The organism is Pseudomonas sp. FFPRI_1 (genome assembly GCF_055384485.1).
In genome coordinates this window covers 7,136,244-7,159,085 of sequence record NZ_AP029168.1, presented here as the reverse complement: position 1 = coordinate 7,159,085, position 22,842 = coordinate 7,136,244, and the positions used below count along the sequence as shown (strand labels likewise).

Sequence of the window (22,842 nt, the reverse complement as noted above, 5' to 3'; positions counted from 1 at the left end):
ACGCACCTTTGCGTGGCGTCCATAGGCATTTGAGTTCGCCGTCCCGGTCATACCATCGCATCCAAAGGGCGCAGCTGTAAGGCTCGCCTCACCGAGACGAAAGGCGCAGCGCCGCCGCTGGGAGAGACGTGATGTTCAGCAAGCAAGACCAGATCCAGGGTTACGACGATGCACTGCTGGCGGCGATCAATGCCGAGGAACAACGCCAGGAAGATCACATCGAGCTGATCGCGTCGGAAAACTACACCAGCAAGCGGGTGATGCAGGCGCAAGGCAGCGGGCTGACCAACAAGTACGCCGAGGGCTATCCGGGCAAGCGCTACTACGGCGGCTGCGAGCATGTGGACAAGGTCGAGGCCCTGGCCATCGAGCGCGCCAAGCAGCTGTTCGGCGCCGATTACGCCAACGTCCAGCCGCACTCCGGCTCTTCGGCCAACAGCGAGGTGTACCTGGCCCTGCTGCAGGCCGGCGACACCATCCTCGGCATGAGCCTGGCCCACGGCGGCCACCTGACCCACGGGGCCAAGGTGTCGTCCTCGGGCAAGCTGTACAACGCCGTGCAGTACGGCATCGATACCCGTACCGGGCTGATCGACTACGACGAAGTCGAGCGCCTGGCCGTGGAACATAAGCCGAAGATGATCGTCGCCGGCTTCTCGGCCTACTCCAAGACCCTGGATTTCCCGCGCTTCCGGCAGATCGCCGACAAGGTCGGGGCGCTGCTGTTCGTCGACATGGCCCACGTTGCCGGGCTGGTGGCCGCCGGTCTGTACCCCAACCCGCTGCCCTATGCCGACGTGGTCACCACCACCACCCACAAGACCCTGCGCGGCCCTCGTGGCGGGCTGATCCTGGCCAAGGCCAACGAAGAGATCGAGAAGAAACTCAACGCCGCGGTATTCCCCGGCGCCCAGGGCGGCCCGCTGATGCACGTGATTGCGGCCAAGGCGGTGTGCTTCAAGGAAGCGTCGGAGCCGGGCTTCAAGGCCTATCAGCAGCAAGTGATCGACAACGCCCAGGCCATGGCCGGCGTGTTTATCAAACGCGGCTACGATGTAGTGTCCGGCGGCACCGACAACCACCTGTTCCTGGTCAGCCTGATTCGCCAGGGCCTGACCGGCAAGGATGCCGATGCTGCCCTGGGCCGCGCCCATATCACCGTGAACAAGAACGCCGTGCCCAACGACCCGCAGTCGCCGTTTGTCACGTCCGGCCTGCGCATCGGCACCCCGGCGGTCACCACCCGCGGATTCAAGGTCACCCAGTGCACCGAGCTGGCGGGCTGGATCTGCGACATCCTCGATCACCTCGGCGATGCCGACGTCGAGGCCAATGTCGCTCGCCAGGTGGCGGCCCTGTGTGCTGATTTCCCGGTTTACCGCTGAGAGCCGCAACTGGAGCAATGACTATGCAACGCTATTCGGGCTTCGGCCTCTTCAAGCACTCTCTCAGCCACCATGAAAACTGGCAGCGCATGTGGCGCACGCCGACCCCGAAAAAAGTCTATGACGTGGTCATCGTCGGCGGCGGCGGGCATGGCCTGGCCACCGCCTACTACCTGGCCAAGGAACACGGCATCACCAACGTCGCGGTGGTGGAGAAGGGCTGGCTGGGCGGTGGCAACACCGCGCGCAACACCACCATCGTGCGCTCCAACTACCTGTGGGACGAGTCGGCGCAGCTCTACGAGCACGCCATGAAACTCTGGGAAGGCCTGTCCCAGGACCTCAACTACAACGTGATGTTCTCCCAGCGCGGGGTCTACAACCTGTGCCACACCCTGCAGGACATCCGTGATTCCGAGCGCCGGGTCAGCGCCAACCGCCTCAACGGCATCGACGGCGAGTTGCTCAACACCCAGCAGGTGGCGGACGAGATCCCCTACCTGGACTGCTCGAAGAACACCCGCTACCCGGTGCTTGGCGCCACGGTGCAACGGCGCGGCGGCGTGGCCCGTCACGACGCCGTGGCCTGGGGCTTTGCCCGGGCCGCCGACGCCCTGGGCGTGGACCTGATCCAGCAGACCGAAGTCATTGGCTTTCGCAAGGAAAACGGCGTGTGCATCGGCGTCGAGACCAACAAGGGCTTTATCGGCGCCAAGCGCGTTGGTGTGGTCACCGCCGGCAACTCCGGGCACATGGCCAAGCTCGCGGGCTTCCGCCTGCCGATCGAATCCCACCCGCTGCAAGCACTGGTGTCGGAGCCGATCAAGCCGATCATCGACAGCGTGATCATGTCCAACGCGGTGCACGGCTACATCAGCCAGTCCGACAAGGGCGACCTGGTGATCGGCGCCGGCATCGACGGCTGGGTCGGCTACGGCCAGCGCGGTTCCTACCCGGTGATCGAGCACACCATCCAGGCCATCGTCGAGATGTTCCCGGTGCTGTCCCGGGTGCGCATGAACCGCCAATGGGGCGGCATCGTCGACACCAGCCCGGACGCCTGCCCGATCATCTCCAAGACCCCGGTGCCGAACATGTTCTTCAACTGCGGCTGGGGCACCGGCGGCTTCAAGGCCACTCCGGGCTCGGGCAACGTGTTTGCCGCGAGCCTGGCCAAGGGCGAGATGCACCCATTGGCCGCACCTTTCTCCATCGACCGTTTCCACAACGGTGCGCTGATCGATGAACACGGCGCTGCTGCGGTCGCCCACTAAAAGGACAAAACCCTATGTTGCATATCTTCTGTCCTCACTGCGGCGAACTGCGCTCCGAAGAGGAATTCCACTCGTCCGGCCAGGCTCACATTCCACGGCCCCTGGACCCCAACGCCTGCACCGACGAGGAGTGGGGCGACTACATGTTCTTCCGCGACAACCCCCGTGGCCTGCATCACGAGCTGTGGATCCACGCTGCCGGTTGCCGCCAGTACTTCAACGCCACCCGCGACACCGTCACCTACGAAATCCTTGAAACCTACAAGATCGGCAGCAAGCCGCAATTCACCGCCAAGGCTGCTGGAGAGAAGGTATGAGCCAGACCAATCGCCTGTCCAACGGCGGACGCATCGACCGCAACAAGGTCCTGACCTTCACCTTCAACGGCCAGAGCTACAAGGGCTTCGAGGGCGACACCCTGGCCTCGGCCCTGCTCGCCAACGGCGTCGATATCATCGGCCGCAGCTTCAAGTACTCCCGGCCCCGAGGCATCTTTGCCGCCGGTTGTGAAGAGCCCAACGCGGTGCTGCAGATCGGTGCCACCGAAGCCACCCAGATTCCCAACGTGCGCGCCACCCAGCAGGCGCTGTACCAGGGCCTGGTAGCCACCAGCACCAACGGCTGGCCCAGCGTCAACAACGACATGATGGGGATCCTCGGCAAGGTCGGCGGCAAGCTGATGCCGCCGGGCTTCTACTACAAAACCTTCATGTACCCGCAATCGTTCTGGATGACCTACGAGAAGTACATCCGCAAGGCCGCAGGCCTGGGCCGTTCGCCCACCGAGAACGATCCGGACACCTACGACAACATGAACCAGCACTGCGACGTGCTGATTGTCGGTGGCGGCCCCGCCGGTCTCGCCGCCGCCCTGGCCGCCGCCCGCAGTGGCGCCCGGGTGATCCTCGCCGATGAGCAGGAAGAATTCGGCGGCAGCTTGCTGGACAGCCGCGAAAGCCTGGACGGCAAGCCGGCCTCGGAGTGGGTAGCCAGCGTGGTTGCCGAACTGCAGTCCCTGCCGGATGTGTTGCTGCTGCCGCGGGCCACGGTCAACGGCTATCACGACCATAACTTCCTGACCATTCATCAGCGCCTCACCGATCACCTTGGCGATCGCGCGCCGATTGGCCAGGTGCGCCAGCGTATTCATCGGGTGCGGGCCAAGCGCGTGGTGCTGGCCACCGGTGCCCATGAGCGGCCGCTGGTCTATGGCAACAACGATGTGCCGGGCAACATGCTGGCCGGCGCCGTCTCCACCTACGTGCGTCGTTACGGCGTGGCCCCGGGCAAGAAACTGCTGCTGTCCACCAACAACGACCACGCCTACCGTGTGGCCCTGGACTGGCTCGACGCCAGCCTGCAGGTGGTGGCCATCGCCGACGCGCGGCACAACCCCCGCGGCGCCCTGGTGGAAGAAGCCCGGGCCAAGGGCATTCGCATCCTCACCTCCAGCGCAGTGATCGAGGCCCGTGGCAGCAAGCATGTGACCGGCGCGCGGGTGGCGGCCATCGACGTCAAGGCGCACAAGGTCACCAGCCCCGGCGAATGGCTCGACTGCGACCTGATCGCCAGCTCCGGCGGCTACAGCCCGGTGGTGCACCTGGCTTCGCACCTGGGCGGCAAGCCGGTGTGGCGCGAAGACATCCTCGGTTTCGTGCCCGGTGAAGCACCGCAGAAACGCGTGTGCGTGGGCGGCATCAATGGTGTCTACAGCCTCGGCGATGCCCTGGCGGATGGTTTCGAAGGCGGCGTGCGCGCAGCCAGCGAAGCCGGTTTCCAGGCCGTGGAGGGCGTGCTGCCCAAGGCCCTGGCCCGTCTTGAAGAACCGACCCTGGCGCTGTTCCAGGTGCCCCACGAAAAAGGCACCGCTCGGGCACCGAAGCAATTCGTCGACCTGCAGAACGACGTCACCGCTGCCGCCATCGAACTGGCGACCCGCGAGGGCTTCGAGTCGGTGGAGCACGTCAAGCGCTACACCGCCCTGGGCTTCGGTACCGACCAGGGCAAGCTGGGCAACGTCAACGGCCTGGCCATTGCCGCCCGCTCGCTGAACGTCAGCATCCCGCAGATGGGCACCACCATGTTCCGCCCGAACTACACGCCGATCACCTTCGGCGCCGTGGCCGGCCGGCACTGCGGGCACATCTTCGAGCCGGTGCGTTTTACCGCGCTGCATCACTGGCACCTGAAGAACGGCGCCGAGTTCGAGGACGTCGGCCAGTGGAAACGTCCCTGGTACTTCCCGAAAAACGGCGAGGACCTGCATGCCGCGGTCAAGCGCGAATGCCAGGCGGTGCGCGACAGCGTCGGCCTGCTGGACGCCTCGACCCTGGGCAAGATCGACATCCAGGGCCCGGACGCCCGGGAGTTCCTCAACCGCATCTACAGCAACGCCTGGACCAAGCTCGACGTGGGCAAGGCCCGCTACGGCCTGATGTGCAAGGAAGACGGCATGGTCTTCGACGACGGCGTCACCGCCTGTCTGGCCGACAACCACTTCCTGATGACCACCACCACCGGCGGCGCGGCTCGCGTGCTGCAGTGGCTGGAGATCTACCAGCAGACCGAATGGCCGGACCTCAAGGTGTACTTCACCTCGGTCACCGACCACTGGGCCACCATGACCCTGTCCGGGCCCAACAGCCGCAAGCTGCTGAGCGAAGTCACCGACATCGACCTGGACAAGGACGGCTTCCCGTTCATGACCTGGAAGGAAGGCCTGGTGGGCGGCGTGCCGGCCCGGGTGTTCCGCATCTCGTTCACCGGCGAGCTGTCCTACGAGGTCAACGTCCAGGCCGACTACGCCATGGGCGTGCTGGAGCAGATCGTCGAGGCTGGCAAGAAATACAACCTGACCCCCTACGGCACCGAGACCATGCACGTGCTGCGGGCCGAGAAGGGCTTCATCATCGTCGGCCAGGACACCGACGGCTCGATGACCCCGGACGACCTGAACATGGGCTGGTGCGTGGGCCGCACCAAGCCGTTCTCATGGATCGGCTGGCGCGGCATGAACCGCGAAGACTGCGTGCGTGAGCAGCGCAAGCAACTGGTGGGCCTGAAGCCGATCGACCCGACCCAGTGGCTGCCGGAAGGCGCGCAGCTGGTGTTCAACCCCAAGCAGGCGATTCCCATGAGCATGGTCGGTCACGTGACTTCCAGCTATGCCCACAACTCCCTGGGTTATTCCTTTGCCCTGGGCGTGGTCAAGGGCGGTCTCAAGCGCCTGGGCGAGCGGGTCTTCGCGCCCCTGGCCGATGGCCGGGTGATCGAGGCGGAAATCGTTTCCTCGGTGTTCTTCGACCCCAAAGGTGATCGCCAGAACATTTAGGGCTAGGAACCGGCTTGTGTAGGAGCTGGCTCGCCAGCGAAGGCGGCCTCAGGGCTGGCACCAGGCTCAAGGGCCTCTTCGCCGGCAAGCCGGCTCCTACAGGGCGTTATCAACAGAATTCAGCACAGGTGCTCTATGACCGCAGTCAACGTTTACCCACAGCGCCCCACCACCGGGGCCAAGGCCGAATCGTCGTTGCACCACGCCGACCTGCCGAGCCTGGTGGGCAAGGGCCGCAAGAACGCCGGGGTCACCCTGCGCGAGAAAAAACTCCTTGGCCACCTGACGATCCGTGGCGATGGCCACGATCCGGCTTTCGCCGCCGGCGTGCACAAAGCCTTGGGCATCGAATTGCCAGGCGCCCTGAGCGTAGTGGTCAAGGGCGAGACCAGCCTGCAATGGCTGGGCCCGGATGAGTGGCTGCTGATCGTGCCCAGCGGCGAAGAGTTCGCCGCCGAGCAGAACCTGCGCGCCGCCCTGGGCGACCTGCATATCCAGATCGTCAACGTCAGCGGCGGCCAGCAGATTCTCGAACTGTCCGGGCCCAACGTGCGCCAGGTGCTGATGAAGTCCACCAGCTACGACGTGCACCCCAACAACTTTCCGGTGGGCAAGGCGGTGGGCACGGTGTTCGCCAAGTCGCAGTTGGTGATCCGCCGTACCGGCGAAGACACCTGGGAACTGCTGGTACGCCGCAGCTTTTCCGATTATTGGTGGATGTGGCTGCAGGACGCCGCCGCTGAATACGGCCTCAGCGTCCAGGCCTGACGCCCGGCTTTGGCTGTGATCGGTAGGAGCGAGCTTGCTCGCGAAAGATCCAAGGGCGCTGTGGTCTTCCGGGACATCCGTCCTTCGCGAGCAAGCTCGCTCCTACAGCGAATCAACCGCGCTGCGGTTGCCTTAACGAACAGGAGTTATCCCGTATGAGCCGCGCCCCCGACACATGGATTCTCACCGCTGACTGCCCCAGTGTGCTCGGCACGGTGGACGCGGTGACCCGCTTTCTGTTCGAGCAGGGCTGCTACGTCACCGAGCACCATTCCTTCGATGACCGGCTCTCGGGGCGCTTCTTCATCCGCGTGGAGTTCCGCCAGCCCGACGGCCTCGACGAGCAAGGTTTTCGCCAGGGCCTGGCGCAGCGGGCCAAGGCCTTCGAGATGAACTTCGAACTGACCGCGCCGAACTACCGGCCCAAGGTAGTGATCATGGTCTCCAAGGCTGACCACTGCCTGAACGGCCTGCTCTACCGCCAGCGCATCGGCCAGTTGCCCATGGACGTGGTGGCGGTGGTGTCCAACCACCCGGACCTCAAGCCTCTGGCCGACTGGCACCAGATTCCCTACCACCACTTCCCCCTCGACCCCAACGACAAGCCCTCCCAGGAGCGCCAGGTGTGGCAGGTGATCGAGGAGTCCGGCGCCGAGCTGGTGATCCTTGCCCGCTACATGCAGGTGCTGTCGCCGGAGCTGTGCCGCAAGCTTGATGGCAAGGCGATCAATATCCACCACTCCCTGCTGCCGGGTTTCAAGGGTGCCAAGCCTTATCACCAGGCCTACAACAAGGGCGTGAAGCTGGTGGGGGCCACGGCGCATTACATCAACAACGACCTGGACGAGGGGCCGATCATCGCCCAGGGCGTGGAGGTGGTGGACCACAGTTACTACCCCGAAGACCTGATCGCCAAGGGCCGGGATATCGAAGGCCTGACCCTGGCCCGGGCGGTGGGCTATCACATCGAACGGCGGGTGTTCTTGAACGGCAACCGTACGGTGGTGCTCTGATGATTCTTGGGGCTGCTGCGCAGCCCTTCGCGAGCAAGCTCGCTCCTACAGGCGTTGCGCCTGTTCGCGTGAAAGCGGTTGTGAAAACGAAACAGCATCTGTACCCGAGCAATCCACGTGTTTCCCCCCTTTGGGTTACGCGGTTCCATAACAACAACAGCGAGGTGAAAGCATGTCTGGTAATCGTGGTGTCGTGTATCTCGGCAGCGGCAAGGTCGAAGTACGGAAAATCGACTATCCAAAAATGCAGGACCCGCGCGGCAGGAAGATCGAGCACGGCGTCATCCTGCGCGTGGTCTCCACCAATATCTGCGGTTCGGACCAGCACATGGTCCGTGGTCGTACCACCGCCCAGGTCGGCCTGGTCCTGGGCCATGAAATCACCGGCGAGGTGATCGAGAAGGGCAGTGATGTCGAGAACCTGAAGATCGGTGATCTGGTCTCGGTGCCGTTCAACGTGGCGTGCGGGCGCTGCCGCTCCTGCAAGGAGCAGCACACCGGGGTCTGCCTGACCGTCAACCCGGCCCGCGCCGGTGGTGCCTACGGCTACGTCGACATGGGCGACTGGACCGGTGGCCAGGCCGAGTACGTGCTGGTGCCTTACGCCGACTTCAACCTGCTGAAGCTGCCGAACCGCGACAAGGCCATGGAAAAGATCCGCGACCTGACCTGCCTCTCCGACATCCTGCCCACCGGTTATCACGGCGCTGTGACTGCCGGTGTCGGCCCGGGCAGTACCGTTTATGTGGCCGGTGCCGGCCCAGTGGGCCTGGCGGCCGCTGCTTCCGCGCGCCTGCTGGGGGCGGCGGTGGTGATCGTCGGTGACGTCAACCCGGTGCGCCTGGCCCACGCCAAGGCCCAGGGCTTTGAGATTGCCGACCTGTCCAAGGACACCCCGCTGCACGAGCAGATCGCCGATTTGCTCGGCGAGCCGGAAGTGGACTGCGCAGTGGACGCCGTGGGCTTCGAAGCCCGGGGCCACGGCCATGCCGGCGCCCAGCACGAAGCACCGGCCACCGTGCTCAACTCCCTGATGGGCGTGGTGCGGGTGGCGGGCAAAATCGGCATCCCCGGCCTGTACGTCACCGAAGACCCGGGCGCGGTGGACGCCGCGGCCAAGATGGGCAGCCTGAGCATCCGTTTCGGCCTGGGCTGGGCCAAGTCCCACAGCTTCCACACCGGCCAGACCCCGGTGATGAAGTACAACCGCCAACTGATGCAGGCGATCATGTGGGACCGCATCAACATTGCCGACGTGGTGGGGGTTGAAGTCATCAGCCTCGACGACGCCCCGCGCGGCTATGGCGAGTTCGATGCCGGCGTGCCGAAGAAATTCGTCATCGACCCGCACAAGCTGTTCAGCGCTGCCTGAGGTTTGCGGCAATAGGAGCAAAGGGCGACCCACAGGTCGCCCTTTGGCGTTTCAGGGAGCAGGCCAGGGCCGGACGCAGTGAGCGCCGGCGATGACGGGTCAGTAACCCCGGCCCGGGTAGTCGAACCAGTGCTCTCCACTCAGGATCTCTTCCATGTGGTCATCGCTGAGAATGCCGGGCGCATCCCGTTGGAAGCGCGACCGCCACTGGGGCAGCCACCAGTAATTCAGGGCCGTGCTTCTTGGCAGAAGCACCATGCTCATGACGGATTGATCGATGAGCCCGCGCTGGTACAGCTGGTGACTGCGGTCCATGAAGTCCAGGTAGTAGTCGAGGGGCAGGGACAGCATCAAGGCCGTGGTGTGCACCTTTTCCGTCTGGGTTCGCTGTGGGTCCTGCAGCAGGTTCAGGGCTTCGCAGTAGTAAAACTCGGGTTGGCGGGCGAATGCCTGGGCCTCGGGAACTTCAAGAATGCCCAGGGCACTGCCGTCGTCGCGCCAGTCGGCTCCCTGGCGATCGCTGAAGTGCTGGCGGATGAAGTCGGTCAAGGGGCCTGGGGCCGCATCAGTGCATTGGCGGCTATCAACCGGGGTGCCGATTCGCCAGAGCAAGACGGCGATTGCCAGGGCCAGCAGGAGGCCGCTGTAGAGCGCAGCTTTCATAAGAGTCCGTTCGGTGGATGGCGCCAGGCGAGGCGGGGGCCTGCATGGCAGGCAAGGGCCTGCCTGCAAGGACGTGGCGGGGGGCCTGGGCGCGGAGTTTACCCTGACGGCGTTCGCGGGCAAGCCCGCTCCTACGCCAGCAGGTGCCTGTTACAGCGCCGCCAATTGCCCCTGGTACAGCACCGGGCCGGTGGGTTGCCCGGTGGGCGAGCCGCCGTGAGGTTCGAGGCTTACCGCCAGGGCAATCGGTGTGCCCAGCAGGTCGCGCTGGGCCTGGGTCAGGTTGATCCGGCCCTTGCCTCCCACTGGCACCACGCCAAGGGAAATCGGTTTGCCTTCGGCCGGGATCGCCCAGAGTTCCAGGCTGCGGTCCAGGCCGATGGCCGCCAGGGTCAGCGGTTCGACTTGCAGGTACTGGGCATGGGCCTTGATCTGCAAGGCCGGCTCCTGGCTGGCGCTGAGCAGGGTGGCGCTATAGCGCACCTGGTCGTCCTGCCGGATAAAACCGATGTACAGGGTCGCCAGCACGGCGCAGGCGGCAATCGCCAGGCGCAGGCGCATCCACAGCGGGTTCTTCTGCGGCAGGTGCAGGACCTGGGGCTGGATGCGCGCCTGGATACCCTGCCACACATGCTCCGGCACTTGCTGCTCGGGAAGGGCTTCGGTCAGGCTGGCGAGGCTTTCCTGCCACTGCGCCAGTTCTTCACGCAGGGCCGCGTCGTCCAGCAGCAGTGCTTCGAAGCGCCGACGCGCGGCGCCCTGCATCAGCCCGATGGCGTAGTCGGCGGCCAGGGCGCGGCGTCGTTCAGGGGTTTGATAATTCATGATTCAAGGCACCTGCGCAGGCGTTCCATGCCCCGGCGGATCCAGGATTTGACCGAGCCCAGGGGCGCCGCCAGGTGGTCGGCCAACTCTGAACAGGACAGGCCCTGGAAGTAGGCCACGGTGATCGACTGGCGTTGCATGCCCTCCAGGCTTTCCAGGCAGTGGTTCAGGGCTCGGGCTTCACGGGCGCTGTCCAGCAGCTCGTGGGCCGAGGGGGCTTCATCCACCAGTTGTTGTGCTTCGAGTTCGCCAAGGGGGCGCTCGCGCTGCTTGCGCAATTGGTCGATGGCCTGGTTGCGGGTGATGTTGATCATCCAGGTCAGGGGCGCGGACAGGTGCGGCTGGTAGCGCGCTGCGTTGTGCCAGATCCGTACGAAGCTTTCCTGCAGGACTTCCTCGGCCAGGTCCCGGCGGCCCATGAAGCGCAGGGCGACGCCGTTCAGGCGCGGGGCAACGCTGCGGTACAGGCTTTCGAAGGCGCGGCGATCGCCCAGTGAGCACTGGGCCAGCAGGTGCCTGAGCTGATCGGGGTCGAGTGCGGAAATGGCGATTCTCCAGGCGAGCGGCAGGTGGACGGACCACGATTGGCAGCGGCCGATGCAGCCAGAGGGTAGTCCAGGGTGATCGGTTGTTCCATTCACGGCTTGCTACCTCATGCTACGGCCGGTGCCGATGCACGCTGCGCCGGTCGTCGATGCTGGATATACGCAGGGCGGCGGGCCGTGGATGCGGGATTCTCGACTAAAATCCAGAAGGTGCGGGCGCCGCTGCGCCATTTTCGGAACATTCGCCCGGCTCTTCAGTCAAAAGGCTGTTTTCCAGCCACCCGAACACGGATGGTTTCCTGCCCCATGAGGTTGTTTCGATGAATATTCCACGCGGTTTCGCCCTGGCTACCCTGATGACCCTGGCAGCCGGTTCGGCCCTGGCCGGCGGTTTCAGCCTGAACGATGCGGCCAACGCCATTTCCGGGATGCAGGGCGGCGACAAGGCTGCCGCCGCGGCCCCGACCTCCCAGACCGCCGGCCTGCTCGGCAGCCTGGGCTCGCAGCTGAATGTCACCCCCCAGCAAGCCATCGGCGGTACGGGCGCGATGCTCGGCCTGGCGAAGAACCAGTTGAGCAGTTCCGACTATTCCCAGTTGAGCAAAAGCGTGCCCGGCCTGGACAAGCTCTCCGGCAGCAATGCCCTGGGCAGCCTGGGTGCCCTGAGCGGCGTGCTGGGCCAGTCGTCCGGGCAGACCAAGGGCCTGGACAGCGCCCTGGGCAACGTCAAGGACACCAATGACCTGAACAACGCCTTCGGCGCCCTGGGCATGGACAGCGGCATGATCGGCCAATTCGCGCCGGTGATCCTGCAGTACCTGGGCCAGCAGGGCGTGGGCGGCTCGCTGCTGCAAAGCCTGAGCGGCATCTGGGGCGTGGCCAAGTAAGGCACCCTTGTACCGACGCCGGGCATGCCGGAGTCGTTGATCCTCGAGGGATTTGTTCCAGGCCTGTTTCGGAGTTTTCGCCGAATCAGGCCTGTGTTATATCTCGCGCCCGTTTTTTCAAGGAAGCTCGAACGCGATGTTCATGGATGCACTGAAGATGTCTCTGCCCGCTGATGCGGTGCTCGGTTTCATGCTCTACATGCTGGGCGCGGCCCTGGTGTTTGCCCTCTACGCGTTCATCTACACGCGCCTGACCCCCTATAACGAATTCGCCCTGATCCGCCAGGGCAACAGCGCCGCCGCCATTGCCCTGTCCGGCGCCTTGCTGGGCTTTGCAATCCCGGTGGCCAGCGCGATTGCCCATTCCATTTCGATCATCGACTTCCTGCTCTGGGCCGGTATCGCCGCGGTGGTGCAGTTGCTGGCGTTCTTTGTCGTCAGCCTGACCCTCAAGGGCCTGTCCCAGCGCATCGCCAACCAGGAAAACGCTGCGGCGATCCTGGTGGCTGCAGTCTCTGTCGGTGTCGGCCTGCTCAACGCGGCCTGCATGACCCCATCAGTCTGAGGGCGCCGGCATGAAACGCAGTAAAAGCGTGCGCCTGGTGCTGCTGGGCAGTGTGCCGTTCGCCCTGGCTGCCTGTGACGGCCAGCCCCAGGCGACTCGAGAGGTTCGCCAAGTCCAGCATTTCACCAGCCCGCAGGAATGTGAGCAGGCGCAGATTTCACTGGATATCTGCCAGTCAGCCCGCGACGACGCCTGGGAGCGTAGTGACGTGGTGGCCCCGCGTTACAAGGACTTGCAAGACTGCGAGGAGGACTTCTACCCCGGCCATTGCAAGGTCTCCATCTACAACCGGACCTACATACCGACCTTCCAAGGTTTTGCCCTGACCAGCCAGCGCACGGTGCCGGTCAAGCCCGGCGAGGAGGAGCAACAGCAGGCCGGCTCCGGTTCCAGCGGCACCACCAGCGGTGGCGGCAGCGCGATGAGCGTCGGCAATGGCGGCTCTTCCAGTTCCGGCTCGAGTTTCTGGCGCTGGATCGGCCTGGAACCGGAGCCACGCTACTTCAGCGAGGCCCTGTACAAGGAGCGCGACGGTCGTGGCGGCTCGCAGTTGAGCACCCTCACCCAGCAAGTGGAGGCCGGCAAGACCTTCAGTAATGCCAGCAACGGTGGTCGTTTCGGCATTTCCAGTCCGGAGCGCTTCACTCGCGCCGGCGACGCCATGGCCGGCGCCCATGAGGTGGTCAGTCGAGGCGGTTTCGGTTCCGGGCACAGCTGGGGGTTCGGTTCTTGAAACGCATCCTCAGCACCCCGCGGGCGGACTGGCAGGCCACGGCGGAGCAACTGGGCTTTGCCTTCCACACCTTCGATGGCGAGCCCTACTGGGACGAGTCGGCCTACTACCGCTTCAGCCTGCGGCAGATCGAGGACCACCTCGAAGACCCGACCCAGGAGCTGCACGAGCTGTGCATGGCCCTGGTGGCCGAGGTGGTGGACAGCGAGGAACTGCTGCAGCGCCTGGCCATTCCCCCGGCCTTCCATGAATTGATCCGCCAGTCGTGGAAGCAGGGCGACCCTCATCTCTACGGGCGCATGGACCTGTGCTACGACGGTACAGGCCCGGCCAAGCTGCTGGAAACCAACTACGACACCCCGACCTCGCTGTATGAGGCGAGCTTCTTCCAGTACGTGTGGCTCGAGCAACAGATGCAGCGCGGGCAGTTGCCGGCCGGCTGCGATCAGTTCAACAGCATCGAGGACAAGCTGCTCCAGGCGTTCGTCCAGGGCGGCTTCAAGTCGCCGATGCACTTTGCCTCGGTCAGGGATTCCCTGGAGGATCGCGGCACCGTCGAATACCTGCGCGATATCGCCCGCCAGGCTGGCCTGGGTACGCGGCTGATCGCCATCGAAGACATCGGCCTGAATGCCGGCGGGCGTTTCGTCGACCTGCTGGAGATGCCCATCGAGAGCCTGTTCAAGCTCTACCCCTGGGAGCAGATGTTCCACGAAGCCTATGGCCCGGCGATTGCCGGCAGCCGCACGCAGTTTGTCGAACCGCCGTGGAAGGCGATCCTCTCCAACAAGGGCGCCATGGCCCTGCTGTGGGAGCGTCATCCGGGGCACCCGAACCTGCTGCCGGCGTTTATCGACGACGATCCCAGCGCCAGCCTGGGCGCGGGTTGGGTGCGCAAGCCGTTCTTTTCCCGGGAAGGGGCCAACGTGGAAATCTGCACCGCAGAGGGCGAGCGCTTGGCCGAGACCGGGCCCTACGGTGGCGGCCCCTGCATTCGCCAGCAGTTTCACCCGTTGCCGGTGTTCGCCGGCAATCACACGGTGATCGGCAGTTGGCTGATCGGTGATCAGCCAGCGGGCATCGGCATTCGTGAGGACAGCTCGCCGATCACCAAGGACAGCAGCCGCTTCCTGCCCCATGTGATCAGCGATTGATCAAGGATTGATCAACGGCCCTCGGCGAGCAGTTGGCTGATGCGCCGGTCCTTGTCGGTCCACAGCTGGTTGACCCAGTCCTGGACCTGCTGGCGGAACGCCGGGTCGTTCTCGTAATCGCCGTGCCACAGCGCCGGGTCCAGTTCGCGGGTACGGATATCAATGATCACCTTGGGCACGCTGCCGCTGATCAGGTCCCAGAAACCCGGCGTGTGCGCCTGTGGATAAACCACCGTGACATCCAGCATCGCATCCAGTTGCTCGCCCATGGCCGCGAGGACAAAGGCCACGCCGCCGGCCTTGGGCTTGAGCAGGTGCTGGAAGGGCGAACCCTGCTGCTCACGCTTGGCGGGGGTGAAGCGGGTGCCTTCCAGGTAGTTGACCACGGTCACCGGCTGGCGCTTGAACAGCTCGCAGGCGGCCTTGGTGATGTCCAGGTCCTTGCCTTGCAGTTCCGGGTGCCGGGCCAGGAAGGCCTTGCTGTAGCGCTTCATGAAGGGGTAGTCGAGGGCCCACCAGGCCAGGCCCAGGAAAGGCACCCAGATCAGTTCCTTCTTGAGGAAGAACTTGAAGAACGGCGTGCGCCGGTTGAGGGTCTGGATCAGCGCCGGGATGTCGACCCAGGACTGGTGGTTGCTCACCACCAGGTAGGAGGTGTCCTGGCGCAGGTTCTCGCCGCCACGAATGTCCCAGCGGGTCGGGATGCACAGGGAGAAGATCAGCTTGTCGATCTCGGCCCAGGTCTCGGCGATCCACATCACCGCCGCCGAGGCGTAATCGCGCAGGCGTCCCGGCAGGACCAGCTTGAGCAGGGCGAACACCATCAACGGGCCGAACAGCACCAGGGTGTTGAGCAGGAGCAGCAGGGTGACGAAACAGCCGGTGAGCAGGCGGCGCATAAGGCACTCTTTACAATCTTTTGGGCGCGCCATGATAAGCAGCTTCGGCGGACAGGCCAAATTCTAGTGTGCTGACGAATGTTTCACCTGGGGTGGGGTAGGCTTTTTCCTGGGGCTCAACCGAATGCCCCTGTGGCGAGGGCGCGGGCGCCCGTTTGGCTCGTCGGGGCGCAACGGTTGCAAGGCCCGCCGCCGAGGATTGCCTGCGACGGCACATCGGCTGAAGCTGGGCGCGCCAGGTTCTGCCGCGCCCGGGCGCCTCGCCACGCCACGACCGGCCGAGTGAACCCTGTGCTGAATCCAAGATACAAAGATCCTGCGAACCAATTGACCGGCAGCGGTCTAAAATCCCGCTGCCCCATTCCACGAGGAAACCTGCGCCGTGAAATCCGTCCTTGCACTTTTGTCTCTGCTGGCGCTGCCGGTCATGGCCGCCGAGCCGACCCTGTACGGTCGTTATGAATACATCCGCCTGCCGGAAATCGGCGAGACCCTGCAGGCCAAGATGGACACCGGGGCCCTGACCGCGTCGCTGTCGGCCAGGGATATCCAGACCTTTAGCCGTGACGGCGAGGATTGGGTGCGCTTTCGCCTGGCCACCAAGGATGCCGGCGGCAAGGTCTACGAGCACAAGGTGGCGCGGATCAGCAAGATCAAGAGCCGCTCCGACGAGGACGATGGCGAGGAGCCGCAGTCGGCCAAGCGCCCGGTGGTGGAGCTGGAGATGTGCCTGGGCAACGTCAAGCGCACGGTGGAGGTCAACCTCACCGACCGCAGCAGCTTCAACTATCCGTTGCTGATCGGTGCCAAGGCCCTGCGCGAGTTCGGCGCGGCGGTGAACCCGGCGCGGCGCTACACCGCAGACAAACCGGACTGCTGATCCAGCCTGCCGTCTTCAGACAGTAGCTGGCGTGCATGGGCCCGTGCACCGGCCCCAGTGGCTCATATGCGCCTCCCGACCTGTGTTGCCCGCGCTTTTGCCCGGCCTCGCACCGGCGTTTTCTCAGGGTTTGATTGACGGCGTATAAGGCATCCGGCACCGTTCGCCCATTGAACTTCTGTGCCTGGATGCCATGCCCCATATCCTGATTGTCGAAGACGAAGCGGCGATTGCCGACACGTTGATCTTTGCCCTGCAGGGCGAAGGCTTCACCACCACCTGGTTGAGCCTGGGCCACGGCGCCCTGGAATATCAGCGGGCGACCCCGGCGGACCTGGTCATCCTCGATATCGGCCTGCCGGACATCAGCGGTTTTGAAACCTGCAAGCAGCTGCGGCGCTTCAGCGAAGTGCCGGTGATGTTCCTCAGCGCCCGGGACGCCGAGATCGATCGGGTCGTGGGCCTGGAGATCGGTGCCGATGATTACGTGGTCAAGCCGTTCAGCCCGCGGGAAGTGGCGGCGCGGGTCAAGGCGATCCTCAAGCGCATGGCGCCACGGGCGCTGGTCGAAGCTCCCCCGGCGCTGTTCGTGATTGACCCGGAGCGGGTGCAGATCAGCTACCGGGGGCAGCCGTTGAGCCTGACCCGGCATGAGTTCCGTCTGCTGCAGTGCTTGCTGGAGCAGCCCGAGCGGGTGTTCAGCCGTGAGCAGTTGCTGGACGCCCTGGGGGTAATGGCGGATGTCGGCTACGAGCGCAATATCGACAGCCATGTAAAAAGCCTGCGGGCCAAGCTGCGCCTGGTGGCGGCCCAGGCCGAGCCGATCCAGACCCACCGGGGCCTGGGCTACAGCTACAGCCCGGGTCACGCCTGATGACCTTAGGGCTGCGGATCTTCCTGGTCTACCTGCTGTTTATCGGCCTGACTGGTTACTTCGTGTTGAATACGGTGATGCAGGAAATCCGTCCCGGGGTGCGCCAGTCCACCGAGGAAACCCTGGTGGACACCGCCAACCTGCTGGCGGAGATCCTGCGGGACGATTTCAAGGCCGGCACCCTGAGCGAGAACCGCTGGCCGGAGTTGTTGCGAGCCTATGGCGAACGCAAGCCGGCGGCGAGCATCTGGGGCCTGGCGAAGAACCAGGTCAACCACCGCATCTACGTGACCGATGCCCAGGGCAAGGTGGTCCTGGACTCCAGCGGCCTGGCGGTAGGCCAGGACTATTCGCGCTGGAACGACGTCTACCTGACCCTGCGCGGGCAATACGGCGCACGTTCGAGCCGGGCCTTGCCCGACGATCCGAATTCCTCGGTGATGCACGTGGGCGCGCCGATCCGTGACAACGGCCAGATCATCGGGGTGGTCACCGTGGCCAAGCCCAACAGCTCCCTGCAGCCCTATGTCGACCGCACCGAGCGGCGGCTGCTGTGGTACGGCGCCGGGCTGATCGCCATGGGCCTGCTGCTCGGTGCGTTGCTGTCCTGGTGGCTGAGCGCTGCATTGCGGCGCATGACCGCCTACGCGTTAGCGGTGAGCGAGGGGCGCAGGGCCGAGCTGCCGCATTATCGTGGCGGGGAACTGGCGCAACTGGCCAGTGCGGTGGAGCACATGCGCACCCAGCTGGAGGGCAAGGCCTATGTCGAGCGTTACGTGCACACCTTGACCCATGAACTGAAAAGCCCCCTGGCGGCAATCCGTGGGGCGGCGGAACTGTTGCAGAGCGAAATGCCTTTGGCGCAGCGCCAGCGATTCGTCGGCAATATCGACAGCGAAAGCGCGCGCATGCAGCACCTGATCGAACGCCTGCTGAACCTGGCGCAAGTGGAGCAGCGCCAGGGGCTGGAAGAGCGGGTCGAGGTGCCGTTGGCGCCGTTGTTCAAGGAGTTGCTCAATAGCCAGCATGGGCGCATCGAGGGCAAGCAGTTGCAGGTCGAGCAGGCGATCGCTGCGGACCTGATGTGGTCGGGAGAGCCGTTCCTGTTGCGCCAGGCCCTGGGCAACCTGCTGGCCAACGCCCTGGATTTCAGCCCTGTCGGCGGCCTGCTGCGCTGCACTGCGCAGCGTGTGGAAGACGGCGTGGAATGGGTGCTGTTCAACCAGGGCGAGGCAATTCCCGATTACGCCCTGCCGCGCCTGTGCGAGCGGTTCTATTCCCTGCCGCGTCCGGACAGCGGGCGCAAGAGCACGGGCCTGGGGCTGAATTTCGTCGAAGAGGTGGTGCAACTGCACGGCGGCCAGATGCGCATCGAGAATGTACCCGGTGGCGTCCAGGTGACCCTGCGCCTGCGCTGATTCGTCTGGCGAGAGAGCCTGCCTCCGCTGGGGTGTTGGGCGCCTCAGGGGCCGTCACTGCCTCAGTGTTCCCCCTGGTTCCCGGCCCCAGGATTGACCAGCGCTGTGCATCGGGGCGCCGGCCGGCCGCGGGGAACAGGCCCACGCCACCGTCACGCTGGCCGGGGATTCTCCACAGAGTCTCCACATTGCTTCCATCAAACCCCCATCCCCGCGCGCCAGACTCTCTCCCATTCGCACAAGGAGAGATCCATGAACCGCAATCTGAGCTTCAAACTCGGGGCCATTGCCCTGTTGATTATCTTGTTGCTGATCCCGCTGATGATGATCGATGGCCTGATCTCCGAGCGTCAGCAACTGCGCGACGGCGTGCTTGAAGACATCGCCCGCAGCTCCAGCACCCGCCAGCAGATCAGCGGGCCGGTGATGGTGGTGGATTACCGCAAGACCGTGCGCACCTGGAAGACCGACGAGAAAACCCAGAAGCGCTACCAGGAGGCCCATGAGAAACAGGGGCGGTTGTACTTCCTGCCGGAGCACTTCGAACTCGACGGCAAGGCCCAGACAGAGCTGCGGGCCCGGGGTATCTACGAGGCCCGGCTGTTCCATGCCGACAACCACATCAGCGGCCAGTTTGCCGTGCCCGAGCAGTACGGGATCAAGGACGACTTCGCCGATTACCAGTTCGACGCGCCTTTCCTGGCGGTCGGTATCAGCGATATCCGCGGCATCGAGAACGCCCTGCAGTTGCAGCTCAACGGCCAGACCCTGGACTTTGCTCCGGGCACCTTCGTCAGTTGGCTGGACGAAGGTGTGCATGTGGTCTTGCCGCCCCTGGACGTGAAGAAAGCTACCCGCCTGGACTTCGCCTTCGACCTGCGCCTGCAGGGCACCGGGCAGTTGGAGGTATTGCCGGTGGGCAAGACCAGCAAGGTGCGCCTGTCTGCCAACTGGCCCCATCCGAGCTTTATCGGCAACTACCTGCCGGCCCAGCGCGAGGTCACTGAACAGGGTTTTGTCGCGGCCTGGCAGACCTCGTTTTTCTCCACCAACCTGCAACAGGCCATGGAGCGCTGCGCCGTCTCCAGCGAGTGCCATGACTTCAACGGCCGCAGCTTTGGCGTGAGCTTCATCGACCCGGTGGACCAGTACCTCAAGAGCGACCGGGCGATCAAGTACGCGCTGCTGTTCATCAGCCTGACCTTCGCCGGTTTCTTTCTCTTCGAAGTGCTCAAGAGCCTGTCGGTGCACCCGATCCAGTACGGCCTGGTGGGGGTGGCCCTGGCGTTCTTCTACCTGCTGCTGTTGTCACTGTCCGAGCACCTGGGCTTTGAGCTGGCCTATGGATTGTCCGCCGGTGCCTGTGTGCTGCTGATCGGTTTCTACGTCAGCCATGTGTTGCACAGCTGGCGCAACGGCACGGCGTTCGCCGCTGCCCTGGCTGCCCTGTATGGCTTGCTGTACGGCCTGTTGAGCGCCGAGGACTATGCGCTGCTGATGGGCTCGCTGCTGCTGTTCGGCCTGCTGGGTGTGTTCATGGTGCTGACCCGCAAGCTGGACTGGTACGGCATTGGCTTGCGCAAGGAGCCGGCGCCTCTGTCGTTCGACCTGGAGGTGGGCCATGAGTAGGTGGTTGGGGCTGCGCGAGGATCAGTGTCTGCGCGAACACCTGGCAGTGCGGATCGCCGGCCTGTTTCCTCCTGCGGCGTACCGGCAGCCGCGTCGGCCGATCGGCCCCTGCAAAGAGCGGGAGGTGGTTGCAGGAGCCGGCCGGGTGGCGTCGTATTCGCCACGCTTCACCGATTAGGCCGGCGGGCGGGTGTCGAGCATCGACCCACGCTGGCTGACCTCGGCGTACCAGGCGGCGAGTCTGGGCTGGTCCTGCCGCCAGTCCAGGTCCGGGTGGCGAAAGTCCAGGTAGGCCAGGGCACAGGCGACGCTGATGGCGGCCACATCGAAGTGGCTGGCCAGCTCGGCAATGGCCTCGGCTTCAAGCACCGCCAGGGCGCGGCGGATCTTGTCGCGCTGGCCTTCGAGCCACTGCTCCCAGTGTTTTTCCGGGGCCCGCAGCGCCAGCTCGTAGCGGATCAGCACCGAGGCGTCCATGACTCCGTCGGCCAGGGCTGCCAGGGTCAGGCGCCGCCAGCGGGCCGGGCCTTCGCGAGGGATCAGCGGATTGCCGACATGTTGCTGGTCCAGGTAGTCGAGGATCACCCGGCTGTCGTACAGCACCTGGCCGTTATCCAGGCGCAGGGCGGGAATCTTGCCCAGGGGGTTGTCGTGGTTCAGCGCCGCATCCGGGTTGACCGGAGTCAGCTGGGACGCCTGCAGGGCCACGCGGTTCAACTGACCGGTTTCGTGCAGCAGCACCATGACTTTGCGTACATAAGGTGATGCCGGGTTGTGGAACAGCGTCATGCTGGGGGTGGACATGAATATTCCTCGCGGGTGGGAGTGTGGCAAAGGCTCACGCCCCCGGGATCTTAGCGCAGCCTGGAGCAGGGGCTACAGGGCGCAATGCAGGACAGGCAAGGAGTGAGGAATGCGCGAACGGTATCTTAGACATGGGTTGTACAGCCTGGCCTTGACCCTGCTGGGCGGGCTGGCGGTGTACCTGGCCCTGCAGTACGAGTTTCGCCGTCATGGCGAGGGCGAGCCGGAGCTGATCATGGCATTTGCCTACATGGCCTGCTATTGGGCGCTGCCGGCCCTGGTATTGCCGGCTCTGGTGTACACCCTGCTGACCCTGTGGGGCCCCAACCCGGTGACCCAGCCCTGGCGCTGGGGCCTGGCGGCCAGTTATGTGCCGCTGCTGGGGCTGGCGCTGTTCAGCGTGCTGGTGGCCATCGAGGCACTGATGGAGAACCGCATGTTCATTCCGGTGATGCTGGTCGGCCTCGCGCTCTCGATGTACCTGTGGCGCGGTTTTCCGGCACCGGGCTCAGGCCGCAGGTTAGCGCCGCAGCAGGCCGCGCAGGGCGATCAGCGTCGGTAGGCCCAGGCCGATCCAGCTCAGGCTGTCCCAGACCCCGTCCCCCAGCAGCGCCGCAAACAGCCCGGCAGCGCTGAGCAGGGCGATCAGCGCCGGTAGGCCGAAGACCTTCCAGAAGTTTGACTGCCGGGGCTTCATGGCCGTGTCTCCGGGGAGGGCCTGCCGGCTCGGCGGCGGACGATCCACAGGTACAGGCCGCTGCCCAGGACGATGATGGTCAGCACGTCCATCGAGGCCCACAGCACCTTCATCGGCATGCCGCCGTAGTCACCGAAGTGCAGGGGCTGGGACATGCCCATGGCATCCATGTACCAGGGGCGCTCGGCCACCGCAGTGACCTCGAGGGTACTGGCGTCGATCAGTACCGGGGTCAGTAGGTGCGAGGTCAGGTGGCTGCCGCCCTTGAGGAACACCGCATAGTGATGCTCGCTGGAGAAACGGGTGCCGGGAAAGGCGATGAAGTCCGGTTGCATGCCCGGGACCACGTCCCTGGCGATTTCCAGCAGGCGGCTGGCCGGGGCCAGTTGGGCCAGTGGCGGAGCGTCGCGGTAGGGGGCGACCATGGCGCTCAGGCTGTCATTGCGCCAGGCGGCGATGATCAGGTCGGCGCAGGCGCTGATGACCCCGGTCACGCCCACCACCAGGGCCCAGGTCAGGGTTACCACGCCGATCAGGTTGTGCAGGTCGAGCCAGCGCAGGCGGCTGGACTTGTCCTGGCGCACCGTGGCGAATTTCAAGCGGCGCATGAACGGCAGGTAGAGCACCGTGCCGGAAATGATCGCCAGGATGAACAGCAGGCCCATGAATGCCAGCAGCAGCTTGCCCGGCAGCCCGGCGAACATGTCCACGTGCAGGCGCAGCATGACCATCATCAGCCCGCCGTTGGCCGAGGGCATTTCCAGCGCCTCGCCGGTACGGGCATCGAGCATAAAGGTGTGGGATGAATTGGGTTCGGTGCCGGCGGTCCTGGCCATGATCGTCACCACCCCGTTGGGCTCGTCGTCTTCCCAGCCGAAGTACTGCATCACCTCGCCCGGGCGATGGGCTTGGGCGGCCTGCACCAGTTGCTGCAGGTCCAGGTGCGGGGTGCCGGCGGGCATGTCCCGCAGCTCGGGGGCGTCCCCCAGCAGGTGGTCGATCTCGTGGTGAAAGATCAGCGGCAGGCCGGTAAGCGCCAACAGCAGCAGGAATACGGTGCAGATCAGACTGGTCCAGGTGTGGATGAAGGACCAGCGGCGGATCGTCTTGCTTTTCATTTCTTTGC

At 64.8% G+C, this 22,842-nt stretch carries 24 protein-coding genes; 17 read left to right on the top strand and 7 right to left on the bottom strand.

Annotation, left to right across the window (positions count from 1 at the left end; translation table 11 throughout):
* The first annotated feature begins 131 nt into the window (after positions 1 to 131).
* The 7 genes from ACZ5BO_RS32200 (at position 132) to fdhA (ending at position 9,143) form a co-directional block, all read left to right on the top strand.
* Positions 132 to 1,385, top strand: a complete 1,254-nt coding sequence (locus tag ACZ5BO_RS32200) for a serine hydroxymethyltransferase (RefSeq protein WP_464697456.1) — start codon at positions 132 to 134, stop codon at positions 1,383 to 1,385.
* 23 nt (positions 1,386 to 1,408) lie between these two features.
* On the top strand, positions 1,409 to 2,659 hold the full coding sequence (locus ACZ5BO_RS32195; protein ID WP_011063903.1) for a sarcosine oxidase subunit beta family protein: 1,251 nt from the start codon (positions 1,409 to 1,411) through the stop codon (positions 2,657 to 2,659).
* Between the two features lie 14 nt (positions 2,660 to 2,673).
* The gene (locus ACZ5BO_RS32190; protein WP_025131189.1) at positions 2,674 to 2,976 is read left to right on the top strand and encodes a sarcosine oxidase subunit delta; all 303 of its coding nucleotides are present in this window, start codon (positions 2,674 to 2,676) and stop codon (positions 2,974 to 2,976) included.
* On the top strand, positions 2,973 to 5,990 hold the full coding sequence (locus ACZ5BO_RS32185) for a sarcosine oxidase subunit alpha (protein ID WP_025131190.1): 3,018 nt from the start codon (positions 2,973 to 2,975) through the stop codon (positions 5,988 to 5,990). The genes ACZ5BO_RS32190 and ACZ5BO_RS32185 overlap by 4 nt, the downstream gene beginning before the upstream one ends.
* 135 nt (positions 5,991 to 6,125) lie before the next feature.
* Positions 6,126 to 6,758, top strand: a complete 633-nt coding sequence (locus ACZ5BO_RS32180) for a sarcosine oxidase subunit gamma (protein ID WP_464697455.1) — start codon at positions 6,126 to 6,128, stop codon at positions 6,756 to 6,758.
* A 155-nt stretch (positions 6,759 to 6,913) separates the two neighbouring features.
* Positions 6,914 to 7,771, top strand: coding sequence for a formyltetrahydrofolate deformylase (gene purU / locus ACZ5BO_RS32175; protein ID WP_464697454.1), 858 nt, complete (start codon positions 6,914 to 6,916; stop codon positions 7,769 to 7,771).
* A gap of 172 nt (positions 7,772 to 7,943) precedes the next feature.
* Positions 7,944 to 9,143, top strand: a complete 1,200-nt coding sequence (gene fdhA / locus ACZ5BO_RS32170; RefSeq protein WP_015637296.1) for a formaldehyde dehydrogenase, glutathione-independent — start codon at positions 7,944 to 7,946, stop codon at positions 9,141 to 9,143.
* A 99-nt stretch (positions 9,144 to 9,242) separates the two neighbouring features.
* On the opposite strand, the gene ACZ5BO_RS32165 is transcribed toward fdhA, so the two are convergent.
* The 3 genes from ACZ5BO_RS32165 to ACZ5BO_RS32155 form a co-directional block, all read right to left on the bottom strand.
* On the bottom strand, positions 9,243 to 9,806 hold the full coding sequence (locus tag ACZ5BO_RS32165; protein ID WP_464697453.1) for a hypothetical protein: 564 nt from the start codon (positions 9,804 to 9,806) through the stop codon (positions 9,243 to 9,245).
* 150 nt (positions 9,807 to 9,956) lie between these two features.
* Positions 9,957 to 10,631 (bottom strand): anti-sigma factor, encoded by a 675-nt coding sequence (locus ACZ5BO_RS32160; protein ID WP_464697452.1) that lies wholly within the window; start codon positions 10,629 to 10,631, stop codon positions 9,957 to 9,959.
* Positions 10,628 to 11,272 carry a sigma-70 family RNA polymerase sigma factor gene (locus tag ACZ5BO_RS32155; protein ID WP_025131195.1) on the bottom strand — a complete coding sequence of 215 codons (645 nt, stop codon included), beginning with the start codon at positions 11,270 to 11,272 and terminating at the stop codon, positions 10,628 to 10,630. Before ACZ5BO_RS32155 ends, ACZ5BO_RS32160 begins: the two co-directional genes overlap by 4 nt.
* Before the next feature lie 224 nt (positions 11,273 to 11,496).
* Here ACZ5BO_RS32155 and ACZ5BO_RS32150 point away from each other — a divergent pair, with 224 nt between their 5' ends.
* The 4 genes from ACZ5BO_RS32150 to ACZ5BO_RS32135 all read left to right on the top strand — a co-directional run bounded on the left by ACZ5BO_RS32150 (position 11,497) and on the right by ACZ5BO_RS32135 (position 14,515).
* Entirely contained in the window at positions 11,497 to 12,063 is a 567-nt protein-coding gene (locus ACZ5BO_RS32150; RefSeq protein ID WP_025131196.1) for a DUF2780 domain-containing protein, read from the top strand.
* A gap of 136 nt (positions 12,064 to 12,199) precedes the next feature.
* Entirely contained in the window at positions 12,200 to 12,628 is a 429-nt protein-coding gene (locus tag ACZ5BO_RS32145; protein WP_464697451.1) for a DUF350 domain-containing protein, read from the top strand.
* Positions 12,629 to 12,638: 10 nt separating this feature from the next.
* A complete protein-coding gene (locus tag ACZ5BO_RS32140; protein WP_464697450.1) occupies positions 12,639 to 13,361 on the top strand; it encodes a DUF1190 domain-containing protein in 723 nt (240 codons plus the stop codon).
* The gene (locus tag ACZ5BO_RS32135) at positions 13,358 to 14,515 is read left to right on the top strand and encodes a glutathionylspermidine synthase family protein (protein WP_464697449.1); all 1,158 of its coding nucleotides are present in this window, start codon (positions 13,358 to 13,360) and stop codon (positions 14,513 to 14,515) included. Before ACZ5BO_RS32140 ends, ACZ5BO_RS32135 begins: the two co-directional genes overlap by 4 nt.
* Positions 14,516 to 14,526: 11 nt before the next feature.
* On the opposite strand, the gene ACZ5BO_RS32130 is transcribed toward ACZ5BO_RS32135, so the two are convergent.
* On the bottom strand, positions 14,527 to 15,414 hold the full coding sequence (locus ACZ5BO_RS32130) for an acyltransferase (protein ID WP_025131200.1): 888 nt from the start codon (positions 15,412 to 15,414) through the stop codon (positions 14,527 to 14,529).
* 382 nt (positions 15,415 to 15,796) lie between these two features.
* Between ACZ5BO_RS32130 and rloA2 the strand changes: the two genes are divergently transcribed.
* The 5 genes from rloA2 to ACZ5BO_RS32105 all read left to right on the top strand — a co-directional run bounded on the left by rloA2 (position 15,797) and on the right by ACZ5BO_RS32105 (position 20,393).
* Entirely contained in the window at positions 15,797 to 16,294 is a 498-nt protein-coding gene (gene rloA2 / locus ACZ5BO_RS32125; RefSeq protein WP_025131201.1) for a retropepsin-like aspartic peptidase RloA2, read from the top strand.
* Between the two features lie 193 nt (positions 16,295 to 16,487).
* Positions 16,488 to 17,168: a two-component system response regulator CreB gene (gene creB / locus ACZ5BO_RS32120; protein WP_464697448.1), complete on the top strand. Its 681-nt coding sequence runs from the start codon at positions 16,488 to 16,490 to the stop codon at positions 17,166 to 17,168.
* Positions 17,168 to 18,586 carry a two-component system sensor histidine kinase CreC gene (gene creC, locus ACZ5BO_RS32115; protein WP_025131203.1) on the top strand — a complete coding sequence of 473 codons (1,419 nt, stop codon included), beginning with the start codon at positions 17,168 to 17,170 and terminating at the stop codon, positions 18,584 to 18,586. The genes creB and creC overlap by 1 nt, the downstream gene beginning before the upstream one ends.
* A 252-nt stretch (positions 18,587 to 18,838) precedes the next feature.
* Entirely contained in the window at positions 18,839 to 20,215 is a 1,377-nt protein-coding gene (creD, locus tag ACZ5BO_RS32110) for a cell envelope integrity protein CreD (RefSeq protein ID WP_464697447.1), read from the top strand.
* The gene (locus ACZ5BO_RS32105; RefSeq protein ID WP_115658648.1) at positions 20,208 to 20,393 is read left to right on the top strand and encodes a hypothetical protein; all 186 of its coding nucleotides are present in this window, start codon (positions 20,208 to 20,210) and stop codon (positions 20,391 to 20,393) included. The genes creD and ACZ5BO_RS32105 overlap by 8 nt, the downstream gene beginning before the upstream one ends.
* On the opposite strand, the gene ACZ5BO_RS32100 is transcribed toward ACZ5BO_RS32105, so the two are convergent.
* Positions 20,390 to 21,019, bottom strand: a complete 630-nt coding sequence (locus ACZ5BO_RS32100) for a glutathione S-transferase N-terminal domain-containing protein (protein ID WP_025131205.1) — start codon at positions 21,017 to 21,019, stop codon at positions 20,390 to 20,392. The two genes, ACZ5BO_RS32105 and ACZ5BO_RS32100, sit on opposite strands and share 4 nt — an antisense overlap.
* A 109-nt stretch (positions 21,020 to 21,128) precedes the next feature.
* On the opposite strand from ACZ5BO_RS32100, the gene ACZ5BO_RS32095 reads away from it, so the two are divergent.
* Complete coding sequence (locus tag ACZ5BO_RS32095; protein ID WP_025131206.1) at positions 21,129 to 21,581, top strand: hypothetical protein; 453 nt, start codon at positions 21,129 to 21,131, stop codon at positions 21,579 to 21,581.
* Here ACZ5BO_RS32095 and ACZ5BO_RS32090 read toward each other — a convergent pair.
* Both ACZ5BO_RS32090 and ACZ5BO_RS32085 read right to left on the bottom strand, forming a co-directional pair.
* Positions 21,540 to 21,716, bottom strand: coding sequence for a hypothetical protein (locus tag ACZ5BO_RS32090; protein WP_177330316.1), 177 nt, complete (start codon positions 21,714 to 21,716; stop codon positions 21,540 to 21,542). The two genes, ACZ5BO_RS32095 and ACZ5BO_RS32090, sit on opposite strands and share 42 nt — an antisense overlap.
* Positions 21,713 to 22,834, bottom strand: a complete 1,122-nt coding sequence (locus ACZ5BO_RS32085) for a PepSY-associated TM helix domain-containing protein (RefSeq protein WP_025131207.1) — start codon at positions 22,832 to 22,834, stop codon at positions 21,713 to 21,715. Before ACZ5BO_RS32085 ends, ACZ5BO_RS32090 begins: the two co-directional genes overlap by 4 nt.
* Positions 22,835 to 22,842: the final 8 nt, after the last annotated feature.

What these genes read in the sequence shown, in the direction of transcription:
- ACZ5BO_RS32190 (WP_025131189.1), top strand. Translation starts at nt 2,674, where the DNA reads ATGTTGCATATCTTCTGTCCTCACTGCGGCGAACTGCGCTCCGAAGAG.
- ACZ5BO_RS32165 (WP_464697453.1), bottom strand. Translation starts at nt 9,806, where the DNA reads ATGAAAGCTGCGCTCTACAGCGGCCTCCTGCTGGCCCTGGCAATCGCC.
- ACZ5BO_RS32090 (WP_177330316.1), bottom strand. Translation starts at nt 21,716, where the DNA reads ATGAAGCCCCGGCAGTCAAACTTCTGGAAGGTCTTCGGCCTACCGGCG.
- ACZ5BO_RS32160 (WP_464697452.1), bottom strand. Translation starts at nt 10,631, where the DNA reads ATGAATTATCAAACCCCTGAACGACGCCGCGCCCTGGCCGCCGACTAC.
- ACZ5BO_RS32145 (WP_464697451.1), top strand. Translation starts at nt 12,200, where the DNA reads ATGTTCATGGATGCACTGAAGATGTCTCTGCCCGCTGATGCGGTGCTC.
- ACZ5BO_RS32130 (WP_025131200.1), bottom strand. Translation starts at nt 15,414, where the DNA reads ATGCGCCGCCTGCTCACCGGCTGTTTCGTCACCCTGCTGCTCCTGCTC.
- ACZ5BO_RS32095 (WP_025131206.1), top strand. Translation starts at nt 21,129, where the DNA reads ATGCGCGAACGGTATCTTAGACATGGGTTGTACAGCCTGGCCTTGACC.
- purU (WP_464697454.1), top strand. Translation starts at nt 6,914, where the DNA reads ATGAGCCGCGCCCCCGACACATGGATTCTCACCGCTGACTGCCCCAGT.
- ACZ5BO_RS32180 (WP_464697455.1), top strand. Translation starts at nt 6,126, where the DNA reads ATGACCGCAGTCAACGTTTACCCACAGCGCCCCACCACCGGGGCCAAG.
- ACZ5BO_RS32100 (WP_025131205.1), bottom strand. Translation starts at nt 21,019, where the DNA reads ATGTCCACCCCCAGCATGACGCTGTTCCACAACCCGGCATCACCTTAT.
- ACZ5BO_RS32085 (WP_025131207.1), bottom strand. Translation starts at nt 22,834, where the DNA reads ATGAAAAGCAAGACGATCCGCCGCTGGTCCTTCATCCACACCTGGACC.
- fdhA (WP_015637296.1), top strand. Translation starts at nt 7,944, where the DNA reads ATGTCTGGTAATCGTGGTGTCGTGTATCTCGGCAGCGGCAAGGTCGAA.
- creD (WP_464697447.1), top strand. Translation starts at nt 18,839, where the DNA reads ATGAACCGCAATCTGAGCTTCAAACTCGGGGCCATTGCCCTGTTGATT.
- ACZ5BO_RS32185 (WP_025131190.1), top strand. Translation starts at nt 2,973, where the DNA reads ATGAGCCAGACCAATCGCCTGTCCAACGGCGGACGCATCGACCGCAAC.
- creB (WP_464697448.1), top strand. Translation starts at nt 16,488, where the DNA reads ATGCCCCATATCCTGATTGTCGAAGACGAAGCGGCGATTGCCGACACG.
- ACZ5BO_RS32200 (WP_464697456.1), top strand. Translation starts at nt 132, where the DNA reads ATGTTCAGCAAGCAAGACCAGATCCAGGGTTACGACGATGCACTGCTG.
- ACZ5BO_RS32140 (WP_464697450.1), top strand. Translation starts at nt 12,639, where the DNA reads ATGAAACGCAGTAAAAGCGTGCGCCTGGTGCTGCTGGGCAGTGTGCCG.
- ACZ5BO_RS32195 (WP_011063903.1), top strand. Translation starts at nt 1,409, where the DNA reads ATGCAACGCTATTCGGGCTTCGGCCTCTTCAAGCACTCTCTCAGCCAC.
- creC (WP_025131203.1), top strand. Translation starts at nt 17,168, where the DNA reads ATGACCTTAGGGCTGCGGATCTTCCTGGTCTACCTGCTGTTTATCGGC.
- ACZ5BO_RS32105 (WP_115658648.1), top strand. Translation starts at nt 20,208, where the DNA reads ATGAGTAGGTGGTTGGGGCTGCGCGAGGATCAGTGTCTGCGCGAACAC.
- ACZ5BO_RS32150 (WP_025131196.1), top strand. Translation starts at nt 11,497, where the DNA reads ATGAATATTCCACGCGGTTTCGCCCTGGCTACCCTGATGACCCTGGCA.